Source organism: Brucella sp. 22210, from assembly GCF_052045675.1.
Classification (GTDB): Bacteria; Pseudomonadota; Alphaproteobacteria; order Rhizobiales; family Rhizobiaceae; genus Brucella.
This window is the reverse complement of the sequence record NZ_JBQEPD010000025.1, coordinates 25,874-49,217: the sequence shown is the minus strand read 5'-3', so window position 1 is coordinate 49,217 and position 23,344 is coordinate 25,874. Positions and strand designations below refer to the sequence as shown.

The window sequence follows — 23,344 nt, the reverse complement described above, 5'->3', positions numbered from 1 at the left end:
GCGCGACGGTCAGTCTGGTCGCCCGTCGTCATGGCATTGCGCCTAACCAGCTGTTCGCGTGGCGCAAGCTTGCATCGCAGGGTGCCTTGGTTGCCACCGCAGCCGAAGAGGAGGTTGTCCCTGCCTCGGAATACCGGGCGCTTCAGGCTCAGGTGAAGGAATTACAGCGCCTTCTGGGCAAGAAGACGATGGAAGGGGAAATTCTCAAGGAGGCCCTCGAAATCGCCAACGGCCCAAAAAAACGACTGCTGCACTCAATCTCGCTGCCGAAGGACGTTTTGCGATGAAGGCGCTATGCGAGACGTTAGGCGTTGCCCGGTCGAATATCGCTGCACGCGCCACAGGCACCCTTTCCAGAGCCCGAGGGAGACCTCCGCTTCCCGACGCTGATCTGGTTGCTCAGATCAAGGCGGTCATTGAAGAAATGTCGACCTATGGTTATCGGCGCGTTCATGCCATTCTGCGGCGCAAGGCCCGTGAACAGGGGCGTTCATGGCCGAACGCCAAACGTGTTTATCGCGTGATGAAGCGGCATGATCTGCTCCTTCAGCGCCATACCGGAGCTGCCGGTGAACGCAGACACGACGGGCAAGTCACCGTCGAGCGCTCCAATACCAGATGGTGCTCCGATGGCTTCGAGATCACGTGCGACAACAAGGAAAAGGTCCGCGTTGCATTTGCGCTCGACTGCTGTGATCGGGAAGCAATCGCTCATGTGGCCACGACAGAAGGCATCAAGAGCGAAGATGTACAGGACCTTGTCATCACGGCGGTAGAAAACCGCTTCGGGCGCATCAATATGCTGGCAGAGCCCATCCAGTGGCTTACCGACAATGGTTCATGCTTCATTGCGAAAAACACCGCGTCCCTGCTCCGGGATATCGGTATGGAACAGTGCAGAACACCAGTGCGCAGCCCGCAGTCAAATGGAATGGCTGAGGCTTTCGTCAAAACATTCAAGCGCGATTATGTCCGGATCAACCCGACGCCGGACGCCGAAACTGTCATGGCTCAACTGCCATCATGGTTCGAGCACTATAACAATCTTCACCCGCACAAGGCTTTAGGATATCAATCTCCACGAGAGTTCCTGAGCCGAAATGCTCAATCCTGAAAATGTCCGGTTTTTAAGGGGCAACTCCAATTCGGCAGCGCTGCGTCTGCCGACAAGTGGGAAAGAATCGTAGTTCGTTAATAGATTTCCTTCCCAAATGAGCCGTTCACGCGGCGAGCCGCCAAAAACGCTGATCAACAAGGAATACCCATTCCAGGTCGTTCTTCTACTTACCGAATGGCATCGGATGCATCTGGTTCAAATGTTGAACGACCGAGAGAGATTGGGCGGGTACCGGCTTTGGGGCGGGATTCAAAACAATCTGACGGGATTTAGCATTGCGCGCTTTAACACTCTGGAAGGGCAGAAAGAGTTCATCCGCCTTTACGGTGGCAAGCCGCACGATCCCGCAGATAAGTCTTCCAAGCCATGGGAGACGTATTTTGAAAAATGAAGATTCGACCACCTTACTTGATGGATATGCCGGCCTCGACGCGGATCATGGATTTGTTTGGCTGGTACGAACTGTACGGCTATTGCTGCCGCTGCGGTCATATTGGATCGGTCGACAAACGGATCATTCTGCGGAAGTTCGGGACACATACATACTTTGTTGATCTTCACCGACGAATGCGTTGCCGGGCCTGCACGGCCAAGGGCGATGCTCAGTTCGGAGTGACAAAACCACCGAGATAGAGAATGACTGGATACAAGACCGACCGAGCTCCCAGCGCCAAAGGCAACAAGTTGTTTGAGCACTTCTGCGATGCGAAGGGCTGCAAAACGTGGGGATCGTTCGGCTACAAGACCGCTACGGCTCAACTCTGGTTCTGCCGTGAGCATAAACAGGAAGGCGAAGAAGCCTTGGCTGGACGGCGCAAATAAGCGCTACTTGGTGCCACGCTGCTTTTCAACGCAGGTTTTTGCTTCCTGCCCAGGAGAACATGCGTCTATCTCCGGCTTCTGTATCTGATCTTGCTTTTGCGACGACGGGACTTGGGTGCTGTCTGGATCGGATGGTGGCTGGCCCGGTGCTGCTGGAGGGTTACCCGGCACTTCAGGTTCCTGCCCACCAGATTGCGATGGCGCTCCAGATCCTTGCGCAAATGACGCGCTGGACATGACCACGAGGCCAACTGCTACAGCTATCCATTTCATTCGACCGGCTCCTCGGCATGTTCAATCGTCTAAGGTAACTGTCTTATCGCAGTGATGTTCCATCGACGTATGGACGCATAAAATAAGCGCCCTACCTTTTTGCAAACGAGAAGGAGCGGATGTGCGGACGATTTACCCAGACCTATACGTGGGCTGAAATCCACGCGATGTACAATCTGACGGCGGTAACGCCTCGGAATATCCAGCCTCGGTATAATATCGCGCCGACAACGCAGGTGGGCGTCATCACGCAGAACGGCGGAAACCTCGATTATTCAGAAATGCGTTGGTGGCTCATTCCGAGTTCGTGGAAACAATCGCTGAGCGAGTTCAAGTACACCACTTTTAATGCCAAGGCCGAGGAGTTGAAGCAAAAGCGGACTTTCGCAGGACCGTTTAATCGCTCGCGCTGTCTCATCCCTGCCACGGGCTTCTTCGAATGGTCAGGCCCGAAGGAGGCGCGTCAGCCTTGGTTCATATCCGCCAAAGATGGCAAGCCCCTTACCTTCGCTGGCCTGCATGAGAGATGGCACGACAAGGCTACAGGCGAAGAAGTGAAGAGCTGCACGATTATCACTTGTGCCGCTAACGACTTCATGGCGAAAATCCACACCCGCATGCCGGTCATTTTGGAGGAAAAGAACTGGCATCTATGGCTTTCCGAGCCACGTGAAGACCTACTCAAGCCAGCAAACGACGACATATTGCAAGCGTGGCGCGTGTCGCCTCAGGTCAACAACAGCCGATATCAAGGCAACGACACGATGCAGGAGGTGGATGGTGAAGGGTCCGAGACATAGTCGAGAATACGACGACCGCGATCTTGATTGCCAGTTTCAACTGGAAACCCTGGTTTGGGAACTTGTCGACAAAGCTCAGCAAGCGGGATGGGGAGAGGTAGAAGCCGCGAACGCCATTATCGAACTTGCCATGAACCGCATCCTTCAGAACGAGGCATCAGAGGATGACAGCAGAGCACTAGCTGAAGCTGCCGAAGAATGGCGGAGGTCGCATCATTAGGATCGTTGGCCTTGCATTCGCGACATCATCACGGCTAGAGAAATTCACATGAAATTTGCACTTATACTTATCGGCATGATCGTCATTGCGACATCTGTTACCTCATGCGCTAACCGCTCATGCCGTGATTGGCCGGGGACGTGCATTATTCAGTGAAGTCGACAAAGCTGCATCTCCGACAATAACGTCAATTTACCGCCGCTTGATGTTGTGGCGAGTAGCAAGAAAATTCCAAATTCTAGCTGTACAATTCCATTTGGATTTCCGTTGACAGAGGTCGACCATCCAAACACATAAAAATCTCCCCACCCGCGAGGATGGAGAGATATTAGCGGCAAATCACTTATGCCTTATCGACGACCGACTTTACGGCGTCTTTTGCCTTGCCTTTGGCTTCCTGAGCCTTGCCCTTCAGCTTCTGGGCCGCACCTTCTGCTTCAACCTTTCGGTTACCTGTAAGCTTGCCAGCTTCTTCCTTGATGGCTCCGCCGGCCTGATTGGCTTTTCCCTTAATTTTGTCCGTGGTGCTGCTCATCTCTTCATCCTTTGAATGATGGGAATTTCTTCGCAGGGTGAAAACGAAGAGAGCGATAAAACGTTCCCCATTTTTTCACGGGTACTTGCGAACGTAACTAGGGCGCCACAGGACCGCGATTAGTGGCTTTGCATATGTTCGCGAACTGATATTCTGACCCTGCATACTAGGTTGACTCTGTTAACACCCCTACTAGTATGTAGCCCCGGCGCCCCCCTCGGAGCCGGGGTTTCTATTCCGCGCCCATGCGACAATTAAAGCACCCGATTTTCGAACGCAAAATACCACTTGAAATTTGCCGAAACTGAGCGCTGTGGTTGCATAGAAGGAGCCACCGATGCCGTTCAGATCCGCAGACTATCAGGGAACATATAACCCGACCGAACTGGAACTTTTACAGCAAGCATATACCCAATGCTGCGATCTCCTTGAACGATGCCCTTCCACCCATGAGGACAAGGACCGACTAGCCCGTCTCGTGATGAGAATCTTCGAGGAAAGCAACCACGATCCTGAATCGACGGCAACGCGCGCGGCCGAATTGGCTAGGCTTTTCGATTGATCGGTTGTGCTTGACCACTAATCTAGTTCGCATAGATTATAAATTGCGTAGGCTTTTCAGACCGATGAAAACCCAACCTGCGTGACCCCGGCACGGCGTCCTCCTTGCTGGGGTTTACTTTTTTGTCAACGATGGCAAAAATTCGCAAGGAGAGGTAAGTCAGAATAAAATCTAGGATGCCACATGCCTAATCGGATTATTCGTCCTCGCGAGATCGGACAATATCAAGGTCGCGACGCTGATTGCCAAGACGCTATAGTCGACGGCGTTATCGATTTGATCGAACGAGCTGAAAAAGCTGGGTGGAGCGGCATGGAAGCAGCGGTAGCTGTCGGAATAATCGCCAGAGGGCTTGTCAGAGATAACATAACCGTCGTGATAGATAACGAGCAGAATTGAGGCGTACCTCGACGGAAGTCACTCGACTTTTAAATTCGATGCGAATAGCTGACCTTAAACAAGGCTTGCTAGTGTGGCGACGCCCCACTAGCAGCTTGCAGCCCCCGGCAAAGCATTATTTATTTCGGGGCTTTTCATCTATTCAGCAACTGATATTCTGATTGTGCATGCTGTCCTGGTAAATCACTGAATGCTTTGCCCCTCAGCAGGCAAACCCCGGTCTCCCTCTCGGAGATCGGGGTTTACTTTTTTGACCAGAAGGGTAAATTTTGATTGTCCTTTTGGAGGGGACAAAGTCGCTTGACCCCGTGCGGTTTTCCTTGCGGGGTTCTTTTTGATCAGACCTTTCTGCTCTCCAAAGCCTTCAGTCTCTCAGCAAAATAGATGATTTTATTCAGATCATACATTCGGCTGGCCGCGTCTTTCTCGCCGAACCGATAGCAAGCCTTAAAGATGTTGCCGAGCGCGAAGGACATGCCTTTGTGCTCGATCAGGTCGTTCAGTTCGGTCGCATGTGGAGGTAGCTCGTAATAGCTCGTGCTGCCGCCGTCGGAGGTGACGGGCGCACAATTGAGGTCGGCATAAATAGGCGCTGCCCTGTCGAGGACGAAACTCATACCTCCTCCCTCACCTTCCGCTTCGGCTCTTCAAACTCTTCAGTTACAGGCCCGCCAGCAAGTAGTCCCCGGACCGACGACAGCTTATCGCGAACAAGCGGACGAAACCGGCGCGCTGCGAATGGCGGATTGTCATAACCGAACTGCGGGCAGATGCCCCGATCGACGCCTTTTAGGCGTACACCGATGTAGCTGCCCTGCGTGTAATGCTCGAACGGGCCGATCCAGGCGATTTCATAAATCTCGCCTTCCTTAATCTCGATGAACTGTTCGAAGCCGACCTTGGCATCGATACAGACCACCTGATCACCAACTTTGAAGGGGATCATGGCGCCTCCCCGATCATTTCGAGAGCTGCGGTGTAGCGCACTCGGTGTTCCTCATCGTCGCCATAGGCACGCAAATTGTCGCGCAGGTCTGCGATCTTCACCGGTCGCGCAATAGGGTTGGAACAGGCCCGTTTGACGTAGACGAGATAGTCTTCATCATCGCGTCGGGTGATCGCGTTCAAGGCCAGCACGATATCGTCGTCAAAGCCGAACGAATAGATATCGTTCAGCGAGGTGTTCGTGTGCTCGATCATGTCGTGCATAACAGCGAGGATCTGCGTTTCGCGTGTCTCTTGAGCCATCATAACGCGCAGTGGATGCAGAATGTACGGATCGCCGTTGTCGCTCTTCTGGTCCATATGCGCCGCTGCCGCTACCGCAATTGCTGTTTCAAGGTTACTCATGGTTTTTCTCCTGCGGCGCTATCAAGCTGCGGCGCTTGCTTCAATATTGCGGAACTCGACCGGCACGCTAAATTGCTTAGCCCGCCTGATACCAGTTATCATGCCGCTACTTTTTCCCCAATCCTCGTAGACAACGCATTTCTCCGCCACGCGATACCATGCAAGGCCAGCCTCGATGCCGAGTTCACGTTCATCAGGCCGCAAGTCGTCCAACACCTGCGTAAGCAGCAAGTGGCTTGCAATCGGTGCCTCGCCCCGACGCAAACTGTCCAGAAGGCAGGCGCGGGCATATTCGGTGTTGCGCGCCACGTCGCCGCTATATGGGCTTTCGATGATGACGAGTGGCTTGCCGGTAGTTGGCACATTGTCGTTATAATGTTTTGGCAAGAAACTTATAACCTTCCCGCCTACCCTCATCTGCCGTCCTTCTACAGCCGCTCGCGCGGCGCGGTCTTCTGCTTCTTCAAGCATGTTCTCTCCTCGTGTTTTTGGCTGCGGCGGTTAGTGTTTTGGTTAATATTTTACTAACATCACATTGATTTTATTTAATGTTTGCACCTACGTCTGTTCATCTAGCGTTCAGTTCGCTCCCGATATCTTGCGGACAACAAAGGAGAGCATTCATGTTCAAGAAAGCTGTACTAGCCGCCATCGCTATGACGTTCGTTGCCGCTCCAATGGCACAGGCCCGCGATTACCATCACAGCAAGCCTGCTCCACAGCGCTATGAGCCGCAGCGCCCGCATCACGGCAAGGAGTTCTATCGCCATGATCGCCGCGACTACGGCCGTCATCAGTGGTCAAAGGGTCAGCGTTACAGCGATTGGCGCCGCCATCAGGAAATCCGCGACTACAATCGCTACGGTCTTCGTAAGCCTGGTCGTGGCCAGCATTGGGTTAAGGTCGATAATCAGTACCTTCTCATTGCAGGTGCCACCGGATTGATTGCTGGCATTCTTGCTGCACAATAGGACAACGAAGTGAGAGGCGGGCAAAACCCGCCTTTTTCTTTTTAAGCTGCAGCCCGCTTAGGCTGGTTATCATTCGCGGCCACCAGCAAACGCGCAGCGCCTTGGACCATTTCAGGCCTGAGCGTCAGGCGCGAAACTTCGCCGTACAGCTTTGAGTACGTGATGACTTTCGCCGATCTGCCTGACAGCCAGCCACCGCCAGCAGCATATGCGTCTGGAGCCGCAAGCGTTTCGTGGCGCTCGACATACATCAGCCCGGACTTACGCCCCTCGTCCGAATGCAAATGCCCTACGTGCGCATAGGCGTACTTGCTGCGTCCATACATTTCGCGGAACATGCCAGCGAGCGTCGCATCGACGTTATTGACGCCGCGCTTGTGACCGTGATGCGCAAAGATCGCTGTCTTGCCTCACTCGTAGGCGTAATAAAGGCTGGGCGAGTTATCGACGGTGATGCGGGGCTCGTTTTCGTACATCGCTGCAAGCATTTCTCGAAGCCATGCCGAGGAGGCCGGGTCGTGGTTGCCCTGCGCCATAATGATGTGCACGTGCTGATTTTTTTGCAGCAGCATGTCGATGACACGCCGAACGGTCCGGATGATGATGCGAATTATCTTCTGCAGGCGTGAATCCGAATCTAGCACGTGCTTGCTGGCGGGCGTGACCGTTTCCATGCTGTCGTAGTGAGCGAGGTCGCCGAGCTGTGCCAGCACGGCGGTATGCGCGTCAGGCGCAAGATCAATCGCGGCGGCGAACCAGTCCGTAACAAGCTGCTCTGCAATCTCGATATCGTAATCAGCGCCGGTTTCTTCACGCCATGCCAGCATCCCGAAATGGGCGTCCGTCAAACAGAAGAAGTTCAACAACTCCGCATTCGTGCCGCGCGGAGCTGGCATGATGCTGACGCGCGGTAGGCTTTCGGACAGGGCGGCCACCATGGCATCGAGTGCCGCACGCTGTGCGCTGGCATCAGCGCGTTCCATGATGTGCTGGGTTATAACCCGACCTTCGGCATTGATGAGCGTTGTCTTGCCTTTGACGGCAAGGCCAGCAGTCGGTTCGTAAACCGGGCCAGGCTCTTTCGTCTGGCGCATATAAGTGCCGTTCGGCGTCTCCGTCAGGCTTTTGATCGCATAGCCGGGCAACGTCGGCGACGGACCCAACAGCCCAATCTCAGCCGCCCGCTTGATGCTCTCGTGGAATGCCGACTTCTTTATGCCGAGCGCACTGGCAGCTTTAACCAGCGTGCCGTGCTCGCGGTAAGCCTCGGCGCGGCGCAGGAGTTCTTCGTGTGAAAGCTTCATCTAGTGTCCTCTGAAGAGACCGGGCTGCACGTCGTCAGAAAAGGCAACCGTGCCTTTGATGTACGGCTCAATAGCTCTGTGCATCGCTTTGTACTCCCGGATCAGTCGGCGTTCTTCTGCCTTGGTTTCAGCTTCGTAAGACAGATGGCGCGCATGCTCCATAAGGCGCAGTGTTCGTTCGAAATCCGCTCGTTTCACGCCTCACCCCGTGCATTTGCGAGCGCTTCGCCCGCCTGTAGGTATGCCTTACTCCCATAAGGCAGGTCAGCAGCGCGAAATTCACCGCGCATGGCTTCCAGTGCAGCAACGAGATCCTCAATAAGCTCGTCGCGAGCGGCAAGCTGCCTCGCGGCGAACGGGCCAAACGCCAATTCGTTCATCTTGGCGGCCATTTCCGGGTTTTCTTCAAGTTGCTTCATCGCCAGCGCGACATCAACAACGATGGGCGCACCCGCGCCCTGTCTGTCATGGGACATACAGTCTCCTCGTGTTTGGTTTGGTAGCCGTGGTGAGCGGCGCAAAAGGAAGGATGGAATGTCACGATAAATGTGGTGTTAATGGCGGGCGGTAATTTCAGCGCCAGTCAGTTGGCGAATCAATTCGCCTCGAATAACTTATTGGAATGTAACGGGAGGGCTTTTAATGAGCGATGATACAGAGAAGCCGACATTATTCGCTGAAGGACTCGGGATGTCCTCTTTTCGCAAGAGTGTCTCGACCGGGGACATTGTCCAGAAGGGGTTAGGCTCGTCAGCTCTACGATCGGCGGTTCAGAATGTGCAAACTAATAACCAGTCACAGGCTAACGCACCCAGTATAACGGAAACCAAAAAAGACGGGTGACTGTGCTGATCTTTTTTGAGAGATTAGATTTGAATGAGTGGGCTAGCCTCGCCACGATAAGCTCTTTGGTTGTCGCCATTGTCGCCTTTCCGCTAGTTTGGTGGCAACTCCGGTCTTCATCAGCCGCGAATGGTTTTGCGGCGCTAAGTTTTATTCAAACTACTTTTACAGATGTTGCCAGCGACATTAAAAATAAAAAGGGTGATATCGAAGACAACATCGAGCGACTTCTGAACGTCATGGAGATATCTTGCGCCTTATTATTTGACCGCGCATTTCAAGGCAGTACGAAAATAGTGGTTATACACACCATTAATTCTGGCCTCGAGATTATGAATTCTTCTGAGGTAATCTTAGACGCAATAGCCAAAACAATTTCGTCCCCAACGGACTACTCAATGCTAAGGAGTTATGTTTCGGAACGAGATGATTTACGTGAATTGAGGAGAGTCCTAGCTTTTCAAACTGAGCGTGGTGTCACTAAGAGAGCCTACAAGCCTTGGGTAACCTAGCGCGATAGCAATGGAGCCCACAGGATTCATTTCGCTCCCCCCGCCCCGCCCTCATCGCCACGAGATATTGCCGCCGCACTGCGTACCAGCTACAAGCGCGTATGATTTCAATTTCTTGGTGGGTTGCCGCCCTCGTCTATATGTCAATCTACTGGCCGATTACCGTGATGATAGCGGCGGCTATAGCCATAACGGCATTCTTGGGAACGAAGAGCGTGGGCTGGCGCGCTTTCTGGAGTGTTCTCGCATTCCTCATCGTGGCGCCAGTTATCTGGTTCTACACGCTTGCATAAATAGGAACCACGGCCCAGCGGGGCTGATAGCTCTCTTTAAGCCGTCTGCATTCACATGATCCGGGGAGCGCTTGGACCTGAAAACCAGTAGTGAGCTGCTCGCGCCTCTAGCTTACCTGAAATGAAAAGAGCGGCCAGAAAGCCGCTCTCTCAAAAACCAGTTACTTGGCCCATCGGCCTTCGTACTTAAACTCGGTGGCCTTTTCGAGCTGTTCCTTGGTGGCGTTCATTTTCGCCGACCATTTCTTATCATTCTCAGAATAGACAATCTCGATGGCATCCGGATCAACGACTACATACTTTTCGCCGACGCCCAAGAAGCCGCCAACCGATACGATATAGCCTTCGACGTCACCGTCGCCCATCACTACATCCTGGATCTTACCGATGCTCTCATCGTTAGAATTCGTAACATCAAGGTTAAGAATATTACTAGTAATAACGTCGGTAGGCTTTGCAGTAACAAATACCTCTTCTTGCGTTGCGGTAGCGCTCTGCGCATTTGCGAAAGAAACAAGTGCGGCAGTTGCAACAGCAGCTAACAAAATACGACGCATATTATATTCTCCATTCATATTTGGCATTTGCGAACGTATAATGCGCATGCGGTATCCTTTGTTCCCACTTTTTAGGAATTAATTTCTACTTCTCACCGATTTTGGCTGCATCAGATTATCAATCCGCTCGGTTAGCCCGTCGATGCGGTGCGCCACGCTTTCGATGGCCCGCATGATCTGGGACGTCTGTTCCTGCATGCCCGCCTTGGTGGCGAATGTCTCTGCCGCGCGCAGCTTGTAGTCGGAAAGCTCCTGCCGCGTCAGGCTGGCAAGAGCTGTTGCAGCGTCCGCTTTCGTCGCATTGCGGGCCTCAGCTTTCGCGATCTGGCTTTCGACGTATTTCCAAAGCCCAAACAGAAAGCCCATCAGCATCACGATAAAGCCGACAACGGCCATGATTTCAGCGCCGGTCATCCAATAATCCCCCTTGCTGCCACACCCAGCCAAAGGCAGGCCAGCCACTTTCGCGCCCTCACGGCTTCACCCCGCACAGCTTTTCCAGTTTCGTGTTCTCCGCGAGGATCTGGCGCTTCGTGCCGTCGGTCAGGCTGTCCTCGATGCTCGGGCGGACAGGCCGCGCGATGTCGCAGTAGCTACCGGCTGTCACGCATCCACTGAGACAGAGCAGCGTCAACATCACCGCCGCCAAGCTTGCTGGTTTCATCTTCGATTTTCCTTGCTTTGTTGGCGGCCTTCAGCCGGTCGGCAGTTGCGCTTGTGGCGTTGTCCGCCCTGCCCTTGAGGTAAGCGCCCGCCAGAATCGCAAGGGCCGCAGCGATAGCCACGGCCCAGCCTGTGATCCTGGAGCGCAGGGATAAGAGCCAGGTCATGTCGGCACTCCAGTCAACATAATGGAAGCACTGCCGTCGCATTCGCGGCGGATGAGGTAGCCATCTCGCGTCTCGGTGATTCCCTGAGCGAAGGTCAGCTTGGCGTCGCGCCATTCCTGTAGGTTATTGCCGATCCGCACCAACGCTACTTCGGTTTCGGTGTCGTACTCTATGGCTGTTGTAATTATGCTCACGCCGCCACCCTCTTCAGCTCAAGCCTGCCGCTCTTCCAGAGCCAGAAGCCCGCGCCTGCTGCGACCAGCAGAAGCGCGACAGTTGCGAATGCCCACGGGTTAGCCACAGCGCCAATAAGGCTGGTCGCCATAGTGCCCGCCCCGCCTGTCAGCATCAGCTTTACGGCCGGGCTTTCGAGAAGCGGCACATCATCAGGCTTGGCGTCCTCGGCCGCGGCGGGCTTCATTTCACGGGCAGCCACAAGGCTGTCGAGGAAATTGCGGTAATAACCGGCGATTAGGCTGGCCTTGTCGCTGCCGTTGACGATAGCGCGGGCGCCCACTGGGTTAGCGTTACCGGCGCCGAAATAGTCTGCCAGCCGCTTGCCCGTGAACTTGCCGTTGATCATCCCGTCGAACAGGATGCTGATAGCCGTGGCCATCTCCAGCGCAGCGTCGGGGTTATCGCCGAGGCCATACTTCTTATAGTTGTCCTTGCCGGTGATCATCGCCAAGGCGCGGCCACGATATATCCAGCCATCGTTCGCGCCAACATTGCCCATGCGGCCGCCATAGACCTTGTTAGCCAAAGCCTGCGGGTTGCGGACATAAGGCTGGGCGCTCTGCACAGTGGAGAAGCGCGACGGCCAGACCTGCCGGATGCGTGCCGAACTGGTGTAATTGAGGTTTTCTTCGATCGGCTGCATCTTGCCGCCGGTCTCGTGGAATGCCGTCGCGAGCACATAAGCGGTCTGCTCGTCAGGCAGGCCTCGGCGCTCAGCTTCAGCCAGAATTGCCGACGTGCCGTCGACCTGCGCTTGGCTCAAGCGCCCGCCAAAAGGCGCGCGCCTCGCATACGCGAAGAACGTTGTTTTGTTCATGGGGATGTCCTGTAATGGAGTTGGGAGCTCAATTAGCGCTCCGTGCGCACGGTTCGTTCTGAAGCGTAATTCCAATTGAACGAACGAAAGATCCTCCCGTTCGTTATTTCGAGACCGTTAGTCTGATCATTGGAGGAATGGGTATGATTAGAAATGGTTTCGACATGCGTCGGGAGAGCGATATGACTTGGTGCGTGTATGACGTGTTCAACGGCGAGATTGTCTCTATTGAAGGCCATAAACAGTCCGGTCTCAGCGAAAGTGACGCCAAGAAGGCTGTCGATTTGCTGAACCGGAAGTATATCGAACGCCACCAAGAATGCGGATCCGGTCGGCTGCCTTGAAGACATCACAGGATCATTCGCTTTGTTAGCGTAATTGAGCCACAAGCCAGTGTTCACCGGAGATGAGGCGATGTACAAAGCCGCCGGTAATTGGCGGGCGATATGAACCACTGAATGTTGGATAGACAATGTACAAAACTGCAGCTTTCGCAGCACTGATAACAGTATTGGCTTCCGCTCTTCCTGCGCATGCGCAGAGTATAGAAATCGGCCCGAACGGCATCCGCCTAGTAGAACCTGAAAGTGATCGCCCGCGATATCGCGAAGATATCAGCGAACGTCGTGCGGCACGCATCGCTCAGAGAGAGGGTATGGATGAAATTGACAGCGTCTCACGTAAACGCAATGTCTATATCGTCCGCGGAGTGGACCGTTACGATGATGAAATGCGGGTAGTCATCGACCGGTATTCCGGCGAGGTACTGCAAGTTCGCTGACAAATAGCCCCGGCTTGTTCCGGGGTTTTTCTTGAGGATTTTGTCATCGGTGGGTTGCCCGGTGAGCGAGCATGGGCCATTACCGCCTGATCTTCTCCAAGACAAAGGTAATTCACCAAATGCTCGTAAGATGGTCCGGTTTCGGAATGGTTTCCGTTTTTGTGTTGATCGCAGGTATGCTGGGGGCGACTTTCCTGTTGAGACCGTATTTCATGCAGACCATGGCACTTCATCCAGCGGCATATGTCGCAAACGGTATCGGTCTCATTGCTGGCGCATTAGCAAACCTTTTGGTGGTTGCGGCTTTCAAGAAGATTTCAGCGGACACGTATCACAGCTTCATGGGTATCAGCATGATTGGATGGTCAGTCATCGGTGCGGTCGGCGGCGTTGCTCTCACTGTGTACGGATGGACGCTGTAAACACTACAGCCGCCAGTTATTTATACTTTAAATTGTGAGATAATTGGGGTTAGCGCGCTGAGGTTACCCTCCCTTGCAGCGCTACCTCGGATGTGACGTTCCGCGCACCGAGGTTTTTTTTGAGCAGGAATTAAAATCCTAACAATCGTGCCTTTAATCTGGGACGGGGCGCTTATCGTTGCTTTCAGCTAGATTTCCCAAGGCGCCCGTCCCCGGTTAATGAAACCTTGCCGGCGCTATTTCATTTCAGCATAGTCGAAAGGCAGGTATCGCCAAGATACACATAGCCAGAATGTGACAGACCGTGAAAGTGTAATTTCCTGATATCGTGATATCATCTGACCGCGCACCAGTTGGAGCCCCCGCTTTCAGAGCGGTGCGTAGAACCCCGGTCCTGGCCCCCATCCGGGGCTTTGCTTTCTCCATGTTGCAATGAAAAAGCTGCCTCAGGGGCGGCGGCTTGTAAAACCATCACGGTTCGGGTTAACTAACCCGCGTCAAAAACGGGGTTGGGATATGTATTGGTTCAATGTTTCCATATTGATAGTTGGCATCGTTATTATTTCGTTCGGGTTGATTGGATTTTTAAAATCGCGCGAGTTCTTCCTGAGCGCGTGTCAGTAGGAAGCACTTTTTGCCGTACACGATGCTGGATTTTTCTGACGCGTTACATCCGTGGGTGATCTTTCCGATAGGGTCAGCGTTAGTGATATCTGTCGTCGTCGCTGGATTGTTTTTCTATATAAGGCGCTGAACTTATTCGAAAATTACACGGACAAACTCCTCTGATGCATCAGCAGATTACCGAGATTAGAACCATTCCCTCCGAAGCAGCCACCCGCTTACTGATCTTCGCCCTAATTGCATGCGCGTTCCTTGCCGTTTTTGGCCAGTTCTCAGAACCTTTTATCTCTCACGATGACTTTGACTGGCTAATTCCGGCGAATTTCGACCAAGGCTTTGAAAGCCCCTGGAGTAAAGCATCCACCGAGGGGCGGTGGCTGAACTACCCATGGTCGTTGTTAACCGTTCATTTGAACATAAATTCAGCTTACTATCTGTTTGTCGCGCTTACGATCTGGATGTGTGTTTCCATATCTCGTCTATATATGGGACGTCTTTCTGTGATAGCAGCGCTGCTATTTTTTTTCTCGCCTCCTGCTGGGGAACTTTCCCTGTGGCCAGTAACGCAAAGCAGCAGCGTATTGATAACAGCAGCGTGCGTTACTACACTCTATTTCCTACAACGCAATAACGTCCGTTATATTATGCTCGGAGGGGTAGTTATAGCGTCCCTACTTACATACCCGGCGTACGCACCAATGATTTTAATCGTATTTGGCGCGACCTTATTAAATAAAACTAACGAACTAATAAATACTGCCGCGGTATACGTTGGAGCATATGCTGTTGGAATAATTACCATTTTCTCACTGAACTGGTACTTCCATAACAATTTTGGTATCAAAGTCGCGGGATGGCGCCACTCGACACCTCTCTTCCCAGATGGAGATTTGATCGCAAATATAGTTCGATATACAAAGTTCTGGATTGAAGTTACTAGATATTGGCCTGTGTTTATAATATCAGTTATTGGATATGCCACATGCTTTTTTGCGAATATTAAGAAGCGCCAATGCGTTTATGTTTTGCTGCTATCTGTTTTGATAATAGCCATGGAAGCGTCCGCATCAATCATTAATGGGTTGGATCTACCTTCGAGAACCTCGCTTTGGCTATGGATTTCATTGATTACCCCGGTGCTTTTCGTCCTCCATTCAAAAAGGTTCACTTATTTATCGTTTATTCTGGCGTTCTCTGTTTTGTTAATAGCCGTTTATTCGTGGTCTCATCGCCTGCAAGTTATATACCGCACATTCCCATACGCTCATTCACTCGGCGAAACTTTGATGCAATCGGCGGCGGCAAATAACGGCTTATATGATAATATTATCGTTTTTGGCGACTACAAAGAGAACCACATTACGCAATGGTTACATAGCAATAGACACCTTCGGAATTATCTATACAAGAAGTTTGGCGTATACACTCGTGCATGTGGAGAGGAGCTTTGCAAGAAAATCGAGGTTGACCTTAATAGCCGGCAAGAAATTCCTGTAACTACAATAATAGATAGAAATCTTATCCTGGTGCTTTCTCCTCACATTGGATGGACCTACTAGTTAAGGCAGCCACGGCCTCGCTGTAGCAGTAACAGGAATAATTCTGATGGGTCAAACCAATCGCTAGATACCGCGTTACATCGAGGTGCCGACAGCTTCATCGCTGGGCATTGGCTAAGAGTCCTAACTTGTAAATGCAGCGTCGACCTGGGCCTCAGTCATGATGGTTCCAGCTGCGATTGCGGCCAGCACCTGCGCTTCAATGCGATAGCTGTTTCGCACGTGAAGGCGGACGGCTGCGGCAAGATCGTCCATCTGCTCGTTTGTCAGGGAGCGGAACTCACCATCTGCAAACTTCCACGGATCGCCGTCCGTGCGCTCGCCTTTCTCAATCGCTAGTGCTTCAGCGATGATCTTACTCTGGCTTTCACGGTCGGAAAGAACAGGCCAGCCGTTCCAGACGGTTCTGCTGACTTCCCGCTCCCAGCGCTTGGCAGCGGCATATTCTTGCAACGTCATGCCGGGGTGATCCGTCTGGGGAATGTCTTCATCGACAGGAATGGTCTTCGTGGGAGGTTCAAGGTCAAGTGCCGCATAATGCATCGGGAACCCTTTCTTGCCGATGCGAGCGTTATCAATCAAAGTTTCCGTGGCAGACATTATGCATCCTCCTTTTCGAACTCCGGCACGAAGCGGCCTTCATTGTTGGTGTTCTGATCAAGATCAGATTTGACGAACGGATCATTGCGCTCCGCAATCACGACCCATGAAACCAGATCGGTGCAGTTCTCGTCCTCGCAGATGATTTCGAATGAGCCACCGCTGAGTGCCCCAGGCTTCAGATGAGCGAAGCCCTCCTGATTTTGCAGACTGGTCACGACGGCGTTGGTCGTGAGAGCAGCGAAAGTGCCGGAAGTCATATTACTTGTTGCGTCGATATCGACCGTGGCGCGACCATTCACAAGCTGAACAGTCCCGCGATAGATCAGGTCGTATCGAGGTGCTTCCACGAAGCCGTGGCGAAGGTTCTTGTTGAACGGGTCAAGCGGATGATCGATGAGAAAGGTGCCGGACGCCTTGGCCAATGACCCGGTAAACTGAGCGCTTCCATCCGAGAAAATACTGAAGCGCCTTGCAGTTCCGCCCCCCAAGTATATGCCGAACTGTCCTGTTGCTTCGGTGATCGCAATACCAATACTGTTACCAAAACCGCTGCCGCTTCCGACACCAACCTCGCCTATAGGGACGCCACTGGCATTTCGGTAGTAAAGCTTTCCGTTCGCGGCATTACCTATCGTGACAGTCGTTGTTGTACTGACACCCCCGGTAAATGCGGCGCCTGACAAGCTGGCCTTAGCATCCAATGCGGTCTGTGTGGCAGTACTAACCGGTAAGCCGGTCTTGGCCTGCAAGGTGCCATCACCCTGCACATAATGAGCACTGGTTCCGGCAGCGAGAGCAAGCAGCGAGCGGCCCAGTGTGCCGAGGTCGATGGGGGTAACGTCCCCATTCGCGTCCGTGGCGATTGCTTTGTTCGCAGCCAACGATATCTGTTTCAGATCGCCCGCTGCATCCGTCTGCAATATCTGGCGCGCCGCCAACGTCAGCGCCGCCAGCTTGTCGAGACTGCCGTTCGGGTCTTGGATGCCGAAAGAAGATGTGTCGACAAGTTCGTACTCGCCAGTTGGCCCTCCGACCGGCACCTTCCCTTCCTCGACGCCGAGTTCAGCAAGGTTTGTCAGGACGCCATTGCCGAGCAGTTCGATAACCGTTGCGGCTTGCGTTGAGACCCGGCTTCCATCGCCAAGCTGTCGGGCACGGTATGGCCCGTCAACAATGGTCGTGCCCGTCCACGGCTCTGCAAGCGTCAGTTGCGTATCGCTATCAACGCTGGCGATAACAGCCGTCAGGTTCTGGATTTGAAGCGTGTCGCCTTCCCGAAACCGTGTCACCTCGAACAATGTACCGGTGCCGGTTACCGTCACTGACCCATTGGCGAGCGAAATCGTTCCCGACATGTAGTCGGACAAAGTGGCCATAGATTTTTCTCCTGAGATCAGTTCGGCGTTATGCCAAAAATGTAGTACCGGACACCCTGAATACGGGCACCGTAATCAAGTCGCGTCCAGCTGCCAGCCTGACTGAATGCATCAGACCAACCGCTATCCGGCGAACAGAAGAAATCGACATAGGTGTCGTTCACTTCGGCCAGCATGGATATGTTGGAGACATCAACCCCGCGTTCGGCTCGATAGATCGGCGTCGTCACACAGTTCGGAAACACGGTTGAGTATTTCAGGTAAGGCACGAAACCGGCATTGTTGAAGTTCAGCCGATAGGTTCTTGCGCCTTTATCTATCGAGGTCGGAGGTTGCGTTGCACCAAAGCTGGATATCGGAATAAAGCCCTGCGCGATGATCTGGAATTGCGGATAGCGGCTGTCAAACAGGATATCATTCGGGCGGCTGGCTGGGTCGCTTGTGCCGGGCTTCTTGATTTGAACGAAATCCCGCGATCCATCGTTTCCACGGAAGATGACCTCATTGCCGCCCGTTGATGTGGGCTGATCGTCCACGTTGAAAACGACATACCGCAGGTCAACGGCATCTTTTTCGGAATTGTAGAACGTGACGCTGTTACCAGAGACAGTATAGGATAGCCGCCAAGTTCCTGCCGCAGTGGTATCGGTAAGCAGCCCGGGTACGCGCCATGTCTGCCCGGAGACACGGAACATAACGTCAACAACCGCCCTTTGCGAGAGGATGACGCCCGCAGGCGCTGCAATCGTTCTCGATCCATTGGCCGGGATATTGTTTTCCGTTCCGTTCATGACGCAGAGAGCCGGCGAACGATTGTTCGAGCTTATGATCGTGCCGAATTCATTCGTCGTATTCACATCATAGCCGGGTCTGGACAGCACGAACCGGCTGGAACTTGCTTCCAACGAAAGAAGGTTCGGAGCAGTGGTATAGGTCCGCATAGCCGACGCATCGGCAGGCAAATCCCATACGCTCGGATAGATTGCGTTCGGGTTTCTATTGTCGGTGTAGATCAGCTGGTTTTTCCAGACGAACCACTCCCCAAGTCCGACAAATCCCTGATCGCCCGTAGATATTATGCCGTTGTAGACCGTCGGGAATGTTGTTGACCCGCTCGTCGTTCCAACCAATCGGCCCATCACAGTATAGAACTGCTGCGCCGTCACCACGTTATGATTGGTCGAGCCGACCAAGGCGTAATAGCTAAGGAAAAACCCGCACTCAATTCGGTTGGTGAGCAAGTCAACCTGTCTGAACTCCGACATCGGAACATAGCCCATGCTAGGATAGGCATTCGTTATTCTGTAGAAGGTCGAAACATTATAGAAGCCGGTTGCTGTTCCCGTCCGTCCCGAAATGACGACGTTGCCCCGATCATTGGTGATGTTGAAGCTCGCCGGGAGGGTCGATAGCTCTGCCGAGCGATAGAAAAAAGGGTTGGTCGGGAACACGTAGGACAGGTTCTGTGTCTCCGAATTGAAGAAGAACCTGTCAAATGCTGTGTTCGCCAGCGTCAGCGGATCGTCAGTGTCATATTTCAGGCACTTCAAAACCGGGCCGACGCCCGGTTTGTAGCCAATGAATGTCTGGGTCATGTGAACATCCGCAGATCGGCAAAGTTGTCATAACCGCGCATGATCATCTTGCTGTTGTTGGACTGAAGCACGTCGAAATACAGCGTTCCGAGACGGGCATTCTGAATGTAGACCTGCCCATTCTGCACAACGAACGGATAGGTGAAGGTGCCGTTATTGTTCGGATCGGCAATCGCAAACTGGTTGGACACAACAATGAACTGGCTTCCCGTCGGGGTGACATTGATAAACCAGCCTGCCTGTTTCCAAGTATCGCCTGTGTTGATGCGGGCATAGGCCGATATTCTGGCCGATGTGCCACCGCCGCCGACAGTGGATGTCATGCGCCAACCCGAGTTAGCCACCGTTCCATCGACCGACGCGTTCACGTCAGTGATTGCATCCGCGACGGCTGTGTACTGCCCTTCGACGTTATCCACTCGCGTAGACAGAAGCGTCACGACACTGGCATCCGCCTTATCGTCAAGCTCGGCGTTCAACTGTGTCAGCTGCTGCACGATGGCGCTGTTTGGACCCGTGGCCACATAAATGTCTTCCGACCACGATGCCTTTGCCTTGCCGTAGGTGCTGGCAAGCTCGCGGCGAAGAGAACGACTATCGGCATAACCGGCCAGCATGCCGTCAGCTGTCTTGGTGGCGTTTTCCTGAGCTTGACGGATAATCTCGCGTCGGTCGTCTGTCATCCAGTTGATAAGGCCCTTCACGTCACCGTCGAGGCGCTCGTAATCAACCGGACCTCCCGAACGGGCCTTAAGCGTCGTGAAGGGAGTATTCGTTGACCACGCCACCGACCGGCCATTATCGACACGCAAGCGTGTCCGAACGAACCAATCAGTGAGGGAGGTCAACCCTTCGGATAGAATAACGCTCGTCACATCCCATGTGACAAACCGCGTGAACACCTGCGACGGGTCATTGGCGGGCCAATATTCTATGTTCACGCCAATGACCGAGATATCTTCAATACTGTCCCAGAGAAGTTGAGCAGCGGGCAGTTCGCCTTCACCGTTCGAAACCACGATAAGCGGGATTACGTCGAAGTTTTGCACCTCAGCCAGGTATTGCGGCGGCGGGATGACGATGATGTTCGGCGGGTTCGTCTCGTAGGCAGTCGGGTCGAACACGCCGTTGCTGATCTGCTGCAAAGACAGAGAGATATCACGAGCACCATCAGTATTGATCCCACCAAGCTGGCGGGTCAGAACCTGAAACGTGCGGTCGCCATATTTCGCACTATTCCAGCGAACCCACCGGCCTTCCTTGATCGTGTCGAGGAACTTCGGATGAACGACGATTTCCGCTGATGCCTGATAGCGCGCCCCGCGGATTGCGATATCTGCAAGCCGGTCCACTTGTCGCACATCAGTGACAGCGGAATAAGGAATGGCACTGGCGAGCGTTTCTCTGTCCTCGGCCAATGCTCCGGCATCGATACGGGTTGCCGCGTCCTTCGTCTCATAGAAGTCGTCCGGCGACACGTATGAGGCCGCAACCGTGTTGATCAGTTCCGTGCGCTTGCGTTTGACGCTGAAGCGCAAAGCCGCACCCCGCTTGATGTCAGCATCGGTGATGGTTGCAACGATGGCCTGTGGAGCGCCTGGAATCGGGAATTCGCCGTCAACACGCTCCACCCACGAGCCGCACATGGCTTCGAGGATCGGCGTCAGGTTGGCGTCGTGGTTCGCGCCGGGACCGTCCTTGGCAATCGCGTGCGCGCGATACCGCTTAGAACCGTCCGGCATACCTTCATCGCAGATATTCGCCGCCTGGGTGTATTCTGCCAATGGCAGGCGGCTTGCACGAACCGCCTTGCCGACCATGCGCTGCGTACCGTTGAAGAACCCTCGCTCCAGGTTATAAATCTGCACAACCGGATTATCGGAGTATTCCCAAGTGCTCTGGTCGTCCCAGCGATGCGCGCCCGCACCGCCCATCGTGGTGTCTTTGCGCCAGTAATACAGCGGCGCGCCGACGACTTCGAACAAGAGCTTTGCTGGGGAGGTCAGGCCGTCGCCATTCTTGCGCAGCTCCGAAAACACGATGGCATAAGCAACACCTGCGCCGCGATGGTTCGCGGTCCAGCGGCCAGAAGGACGGGCATTATTGATCAGCGTCGGCTCGGCCTGCTGATCCATAGTGCCATAGAAGAACTTGACGCGGACGTTATCGTGATCGTCGCCGCTCGTGCCTTCGTTCGGCACAAGCCAATAGCCGTCAGCGTCTTGCGCAATAAGCGTGCGCCATTCACCGTTGTATCGGACCCGCGGTACAGACGTGATGCGGAAGCTCGACAGAACAAACACGTCCTGAATGAGCCGTCCGCCACTGCCGTAGCTGTTCCGATAAATATGATGGCCTTCAGTCGCACATGTGCCGAGAATGACCGAACGCGGGATATTCGCACCGTACTGGGTTTCCAGCTCGGAAGCGCGGCTCTGCGTCTTGGGAGGGAATAACGCGTTTACAGCATATTTAAGTGCAATGCCGAAGGCTGTCTGCGCGATACCCGCGAGAATCGGACTGGCGGCAGCCCATGCGGCCACGCTCGACACGATGCCGCCGATAGCGGTGAAGATAGGCGCTAAAAATGGCATACGGCGGCCTCATGCAGGCGCAACAAAAAAGGCCCGCTGCTGACGGACCTTCAAAGGTGCTGATTGTAGTGGTGGTTAGCTGCCGACCCTGTAGGCCTGCTCGATTTCGGTCACAGGATAGAACGTAAGCCCATGCGGCTGCTTGACCGCAAAGCCAGAGCCGCAAATGAAACCGGCGACGTATTCGTCGTTGATGAGCATCACGCCGACATCTCCCCGGCGGGCAGAAAGCCGATTGACGGGCTCAAGCTGGAGATAGGTTTCGAACACATCCTTGACGCTCTCACAGCCATTAGCGCGCATCTTGCGAGCAGCGCCGGCTTCGGTTTTGTATTTGCCGCGAAACTCGGCAAGCGGATGTTCACCTATAACCGCTTCAATCGCGTCGGCTGCCGTCATCAGACAGTCGGATACACCCCATTCAGGAGCGATAGAGACATGAGCGGTTGCCAAGTCTTCCAGCGCCCGATCCCATCCTTGCACCCTAGCCGAATTTGATTTTGAAGAATTCATTCTTGATCCTCGCTGCATACTCGAAAAGCATGTCGCCTAACGAAACAAGCTGCTGATCCTCGTGCGAGGCATAACGATAGCCTTCGCGGAAATTGTCGACTGCACCGGTCTCGATATTGCCTTCCAGCCAAACATTGTCGCCTTCCTCGCGGTGGTCGATGGTATCGACATAGCCGTACCATGTCGGCTCGGCGTGAAGGAACGCGTTCGTATCCGGGTCGAAATAGAAGTCGTAGAACGTGACTGGACGGTTCTTGTAGTCTTCCTGCTCAATCAGCTTCAGCTTGTCGGGTGTGAGCCCAAAATCAGCAGCGGCAGGCAATCGCATCGTCACCGGCTGGGCAGCCGTACCGAGCGCATACATAGGCTCGTCGATGTCGATCAGCGTGTTTCCGTTGTACGTAAGGCCAGCATAACTCACGCTCCCCTTGCCAGAGAAAAAGCCATAGGTGCCGGTACCGAATTCGACTTTGACGGCCGAGGCTATCTTGCCCCTGCCCTCGTCGAGCAATTGCTGTAGACGTGCTGGGAAGGCCATTAGTTACCGCCAAATCATCGAAAGGGTAGATTGAACCGCGCCCAGCTGATATCTGGCCGGCATGATTAGAAGTGTTTGCATGTTGATTGTCGGTTTTGGTGCATTGATCCAGGGTGTTCTTCGCCTTGGTAATCCTGCCCAAGCAGTAGAAAAAACGGGCTGGTTATATCAGCAGTTCGGAGACCAAGGCGTAGCTTTCGGCATGATCGCCCTTGGCGCCGTCGCATTGGTCATAGGCGCCATTATGTTCAACAACACCTGGGTTCGTGCTATTCGCGCTCGGCGCCAACGGTAGGC

The 23,344-nt window shown here is 53.7% G+C and carries 32 protein-coding genes; 13 read left to right on the top strand and 19 right to left on the bottom strand.

The features are described 5' to 3' along the window. The 5 genes from ACTJKP_RS21555 to ACTJKP_RS21535 all read left to right on the top strand — a co-directional run. Positions 1-1,114 (top strand): IS3 family transposase gene (locus ACTJKP_RS21555; RefSeq protein ID WP_440630270.1). Its coding sequence is split into 2 segments (ribosomal slippage), with 1,115 coding nucleotides annotated over them: positions 1-231 and positions 231-1,114; the frame shifts between segments, so codons are not numbered across the junction. This gene is flagged as partial in the annotation. 97 nt (positions 1,115-1,211) lie between these two features. Beyond that, on the top strand, positions 1,212-1,508 hold the full coding sequence (locus ACTJKP_RS21550; protein ID WP_440632104.1) for a hypothetical protein: 297 nt from the start codon (positions 1,212-1,214) through the stop codon (positions 1,506-1,508). Between the two features lie 245 nt (positions 1,509-1,753). Next, entirely contained in the window at positions 1,754-1,939 is a 186-nt protein-coding gene (locus ACTJKP_RS21545) for a hypothetical protein (protein ID WP_440632103.1), read from the top strand. A gap of 59 nt (positions 1,940-1,998) precedes the next feature. Next, on the top strand, positions 1,999-2,178 hold the full coding sequence (locus ACTJKP_RS21540; protein WP_162762601.1) for a hypothetical protein: 180 nt from the start codon (positions 1,999-2,001) through the stop codon (positions 2,176-2,178). A 153-nt stretch (positions 2,179-2,331) separates the two neighbouring features. Then, positions 2,332-3,012 (top strand): SOS response-associated peptidase, encoded by a 681-nt coding sequence (locus ACTJKP_RS21535; protein ID WP_440632102.1) that lies wholly within the window; start codon positions 2,332-2,334, stop codon positions 3,010-3,012. Positions 3,013-3,575: 563 nt separating this feature from the next. On the opposite strand, the gene ACTJKP_RS21530 is transcribed toward ACTJKP_RS21535, so the two are convergent. The 5 genes from ACTJKP_RS21530 to ACTJKP_RS21510 all read right to left on the bottom strand — a co-directional run bounded on the left by ACTJKP_RS21530 (position 3,576) and on the right by ACTJKP_RS21510 (position 6,549). After that, the gene (locus ACTJKP_RS21530; RefSeq protein ID WP_113533395.1) at positions 3,576-3,767 is read right to left on the bottom strand and encodes a CsbD family protein; all 192 of its coding nucleotides are present in this window, start codon (positions 3,765-3,767) and stop codon (positions 3,576-3,578) included. Between the two features lie 1,299 nt (positions 3,768-5,066). Continuing rightward, entirely contained in the window at positions 5,067-5,345 is a 279-nt protein-coding gene (locus ACTJKP_RS21525) for a hypothetical protein (RefSeq protein ID WP_440632101.1), read from the bottom strand. Beyond that, on the bottom strand, positions 5,342-5,674 hold the full coding sequence (locus tag ACTJKP_RS21520) for a hypothetical protein (protein WP_440632100.1): 333 nt from the start codon (positions 5,672-5,674) through the stop codon (positions 5,342-5,344). Before ACTJKP_RS21520 ends, ACTJKP_RS21525 begins: the two co-directional genes overlap by 4 nt. After that, complete coding sequence (locus ACTJKP_RS21515; RefSeq protein WP_124916274.1) at positions 5,671-6,078, bottom strand: GTP pyrophosphokinase; 408 nt, start codon at positions 6,076-6,078, stop codon at positions 5,671-5,673. Before ACTJKP_RS21515 ends, ACTJKP_RS21520 begins: the two co-directional genes overlap by 4 nt. Positions 6,079-6,099: 21 nt before the next feature. Beyond that, positions 6,100-6,549 (bottom strand): DUF7768 domain-containing protein, encoded by a 450-nt coding sequence (locus ACTJKP_RS21510; RefSeq protein WP_440632099.1) that lies wholly within the window; start codon positions 6,547-6,549, stop codon positions 6,100-6,102. Between the two features lie 152 nt (positions 6,550-6,701). Here ACTJKP_RS21510 and ACTJKP_RS21505 point away from each other — a divergent pair, with 152 nt between their 5' ends. Further along, positions 6,702-7,049: an RcnB family protein gene (locus ACTJKP_RS21505; RefSeq protein ID WP_151657599.1), complete on the top strand. Its 348-nt coding sequence runs from the start codon at positions 6,702-6,704 to the stop codon at positions 7,047-7,049. A gap of 41 nt (positions 7,050-7,090) precedes the next feature. On the opposite strand, the gene ACTJKP_RS21500 is transcribed toward ACTJKP_RS21505, so the two are convergent. The 3 genes from ACTJKP_RS21500 to ACTJKP_RS21490 all read right to left on the bottom strand — a co-directional run bounded on the left by ACTJKP_RS21500 (position 7,091) and on the right by ACTJKP_RS21490 (position 8,829). After that, positions 7,091-7,387, bottom strand: a complete 297-nt coding sequence (locus ACTJKP_RS21500; protein WP_440632098.1) for a hypothetical protein — start codon at positions 7,385-7,387, stop codon at positions 7,091-7,093. A gap of 72 nt (positions 7,388-7,459) precedes the next feature. Next, complete coding sequence (locus ACTJKP_RS21495; RefSeq protein ID WP_440632097.1) at positions 7,460-8,353, bottom strand: oxidoreductase; 894 nt, start codon at positions 8,351-8,353, stop codon at positions 7,460-7,462. 194 nt (positions 8,354-8,547) lie between these two features. Next, positions 8,548-8,829 (bottom strand): hypothetical protein, encoded by a 282-nt coding sequence (locus ACTJKP_RS21490; protein WP_440632096.1) that lies wholly within the window; start codon positions 8,827-8,829, stop codon positions 8,548-8,550. 363 nt (positions 8,830-9,192) lie between these two features. Here ACTJKP_RS21490 and ACTJKP_RS21485 point away from each other — a divergent pair, with 363 nt between their 5' ends. Then, positions 9,193-9,708, top strand: a complete 516-nt coding sequence (locus ACTJKP_RS21485; RefSeq protein WP_440632095.1) for a hypothetical protein — start codon at positions 9,193-9,195, stop codon at positions 9,706-9,708. A gap of 101 nt (positions 9,709-9,809) precedes the next feature. Continuing rightward, positions 9,810-10,001, top strand: coding sequence for a hypothetical protein (locus ACTJKP_RS21480; RefSeq protein WP_121538154.1), 192 nt, complete (start codon positions 9,810-9,812; stop codon positions 9,999-10,001). 161 nt (positions 10,002-10,162) lie between these two features. Here the strand turns inward: ACTJKP_RS21480 and ACTJKP_RS21475 are convergent, their stop codons facing one another. The 5 genes from ACTJKP_RS21475 to ACTJKP_RS21455 form a co-directional block, all read right to left on the bottom strand. Beyond that, positions 10,163-10,558 carry a PRC-barrel domain-containing protein gene (locus ACTJKP_RS21475; RefSeq protein WP_025089957.1) on the bottom strand — a complete coding sequence of 132 codons (396 nt, stop codon included), beginning with the start codon at positions 10,556-10,558 and terminating at the stop codon, positions 10,163-10,165. Positions 10,559-10,636: 78 nt separating this feature from the next. After that, positions 10,637-10,972, bottom strand: coding sequence for a hypothetical protein (locus ACTJKP_RS21470; protein WP_440632094.1), 336 nt, complete (start codon positions 10,970-10,972; stop codon positions 10,637-10,639). 179 nt (positions 10,973-11,151) lie between these two features. Next, positions 11,152-11,388 (bottom strand): hypothetical protein, encoded by a 237-nt coding sequence (locus tag ACTJKP_RS21465; protein ID WP_440632093.1) that lies wholly within the window; start codon positions 11,386-11,388, stop codon positions 11,152-11,154. Beyond that, positions 11,385-11,582 carry a hypothetical protein gene (locus tag ACTJKP_RS21460; RefSeq protein ID WP_440632092.1) on the bottom strand — a complete coding sequence of 66 codons (198 nt, stop codon included), beginning with the start codon at positions 11,580-11,582 and terminating at the stop codon, positions 11,385-11,387. The genes ACTJKP_RS21465 and ACTJKP_RS21460 overlap by 4 nt, the downstream gene beginning before the upstream one ends. Continuing rightward, the gene (locus ACTJKP_RS21455; RefSeq protein ID WP_319080867.1) at positions 11,579-12,442 is read right to left on the bottom strand and encodes a chitinase; all 864 of its coding nucleotides are present in this window, start codon (positions 12,440-12,442) and stop codon (positions 11,579-11,581) included. The genes ACTJKP_RS21460 and ACTJKP_RS21455 overlap by 4 nt, the downstream gene beginning before the upstream one ends. Before the next feature lie 143 nt (positions 12,443-12,585). Here ACTJKP_RS21455 and ACTJKP_RS21450 point away from each other — a divergent pair, with 143 nt between their 5' ends. The 4 genes from ACTJKP_RS21450 to ACTJKP_RS21435 all read left to right on the top strand — a co-directional run bounded on the left by ACTJKP_RS21450 (position 12,586) and on the right by ACTJKP_RS21435 (position 15,828). Continuing rightward, a complete protein-coding gene (locus ACTJKP_RS21450; protein WP_440632091.1) occupies positions 12,586-12,786 on the top strand; it encodes a hypothetical protein in 201 nt (66 codons plus the stop codon). Between the two features lie 128 nt (positions 12,787-12,914). Further along, positions 12,915-13,223 (top strand): PepSY domain-containing protein, encoded by a 309-nt coding sequence (locus ACTJKP_RS21445; RefSeq protein WP_121538146.1) that lies wholly within the window; start codon positions 12,915-12,917, stop codon positions 13,221-13,223. 71 nt (positions 13,224-13,294) lie between these two features. Beyond that, entirely contained in the window at positions 13,295-13,645 is a 351-nt protein-coding gene (locus ACTJKP_RS21440) for a hypothetical protein (RefSeq protein ID WP_440632090.1), read from the top strand. A gap of 788 nt (positions 13,646-14,433) precedes the next feature. Beyond that, positions 14,434-15,828: a hypothetical protein gene (locus ACTJKP_RS21435; protein WP_440632089.1), complete on the top strand. Its 1,395-nt coding sequence runs from the start codon at positions 14,434-14,436 to the stop codon at positions 15,826-15,828. A gap of 123 nt (positions 15,829-15,951) precedes the next feature. Here the strand turns inward: ACTJKP_RS21435 and ACTJKP_RS21430 are convergent, their stop codons facing one another. The 6 genes from ACTJKP_RS21430 to ACTJKP_RS21405 all read right to left on the bottom strand — a co-directional run bounded on the left by ACTJKP_RS21430 (position 15,952) and on the right by ACTJKP_RS21405 (position 23,047). Then, positions 15,952-16,428: a DUF4376 domain-containing protein gene (locus tag ACTJKP_RS21430; RefSeq protein WP_440632088.1), complete on the bottom strand. Its 477-nt coding sequence runs from the start codon at positions 16,426-16,428 to the stop codon at positions 15,952-15,954. Further along, entirely contained in the window at positions 16,428-17,807 is a 1,380-nt protein-coding gene (locus tag ACTJKP_RS21425) for a hypothetical protein (RefSeq protein WP_440632087.1), read from the bottom strand. The genes ACTJKP_RS21430 and ACTJKP_RS21425 overlap by 1 nt, the downstream gene beginning before the upstream one ends. Positions 17,808-17,824: 17 nt before the next feature. Further along, entirely contained in the window at positions 17,825-19,402 is a 1,578-nt protein-coding gene (locus ACTJKP_RS21420; protein ID WP_440632086.1) for a hypothetical protein, read from the bottom strand. After that, positions 19,399-21,996, bottom strand: coding sequence for a phage tail tip fiber protein (locus tag ACTJKP_RS21415; protein ID WP_440632085.1), 2,598 nt, complete (start codon positions 21,994-21,996; stop codon positions 19,399-19,401). Before ACTJKP_RS21415 ends, ACTJKP_RS21420 begins: the two co-directional genes overlap by 4 nt. Before the next feature lie 75 nt (positions 21,997-22,071). Beyond that, the gene (locus tag ACTJKP_RS21410; RefSeq protein WP_440632084.1) at positions 22,072-22,509 is read right to left on the bottom strand and encodes a DUF6950 family protein; all 438 of its coding nucleotides are present in this window, start codon (positions 22,507-22,509) and stop codon (positions 22,072-22,074) included. Next, positions 22,481-23,047, bottom strand: a complete 567-nt coding sequence (locus ACTJKP_RS21405) for a hypothetical protein (RefSeq protein WP_109367093.1) — start codon at positions 23,045-23,047, stop codon at positions 22,481-22,483. The genes ACTJKP_RS21410 and ACTJKP_RS21405 overlap by 29 nt, the downstream gene beginning before the upstream one ends. A 79-nt stretch (positions 23,048-23,126) precedes the next feature. Between ACTJKP_RS21405 and ACTJKP_RS21400 the strand changes: the two genes are divergently transcribed. After that, the gene (locus ACTJKP_RS21400) at positions 23,127-23,342 is read left to right on the top strand and encodes a hypothetical protein (RefSeq protein ID WP_124916359.1); all 216 of its coding nucleotides are present in this window, start codon (positions 23,127-23,129) and stop codon (positions 23,340-23,342) included. Positions 23,343-23,344 lie beyond the last annotated feature (2 nt).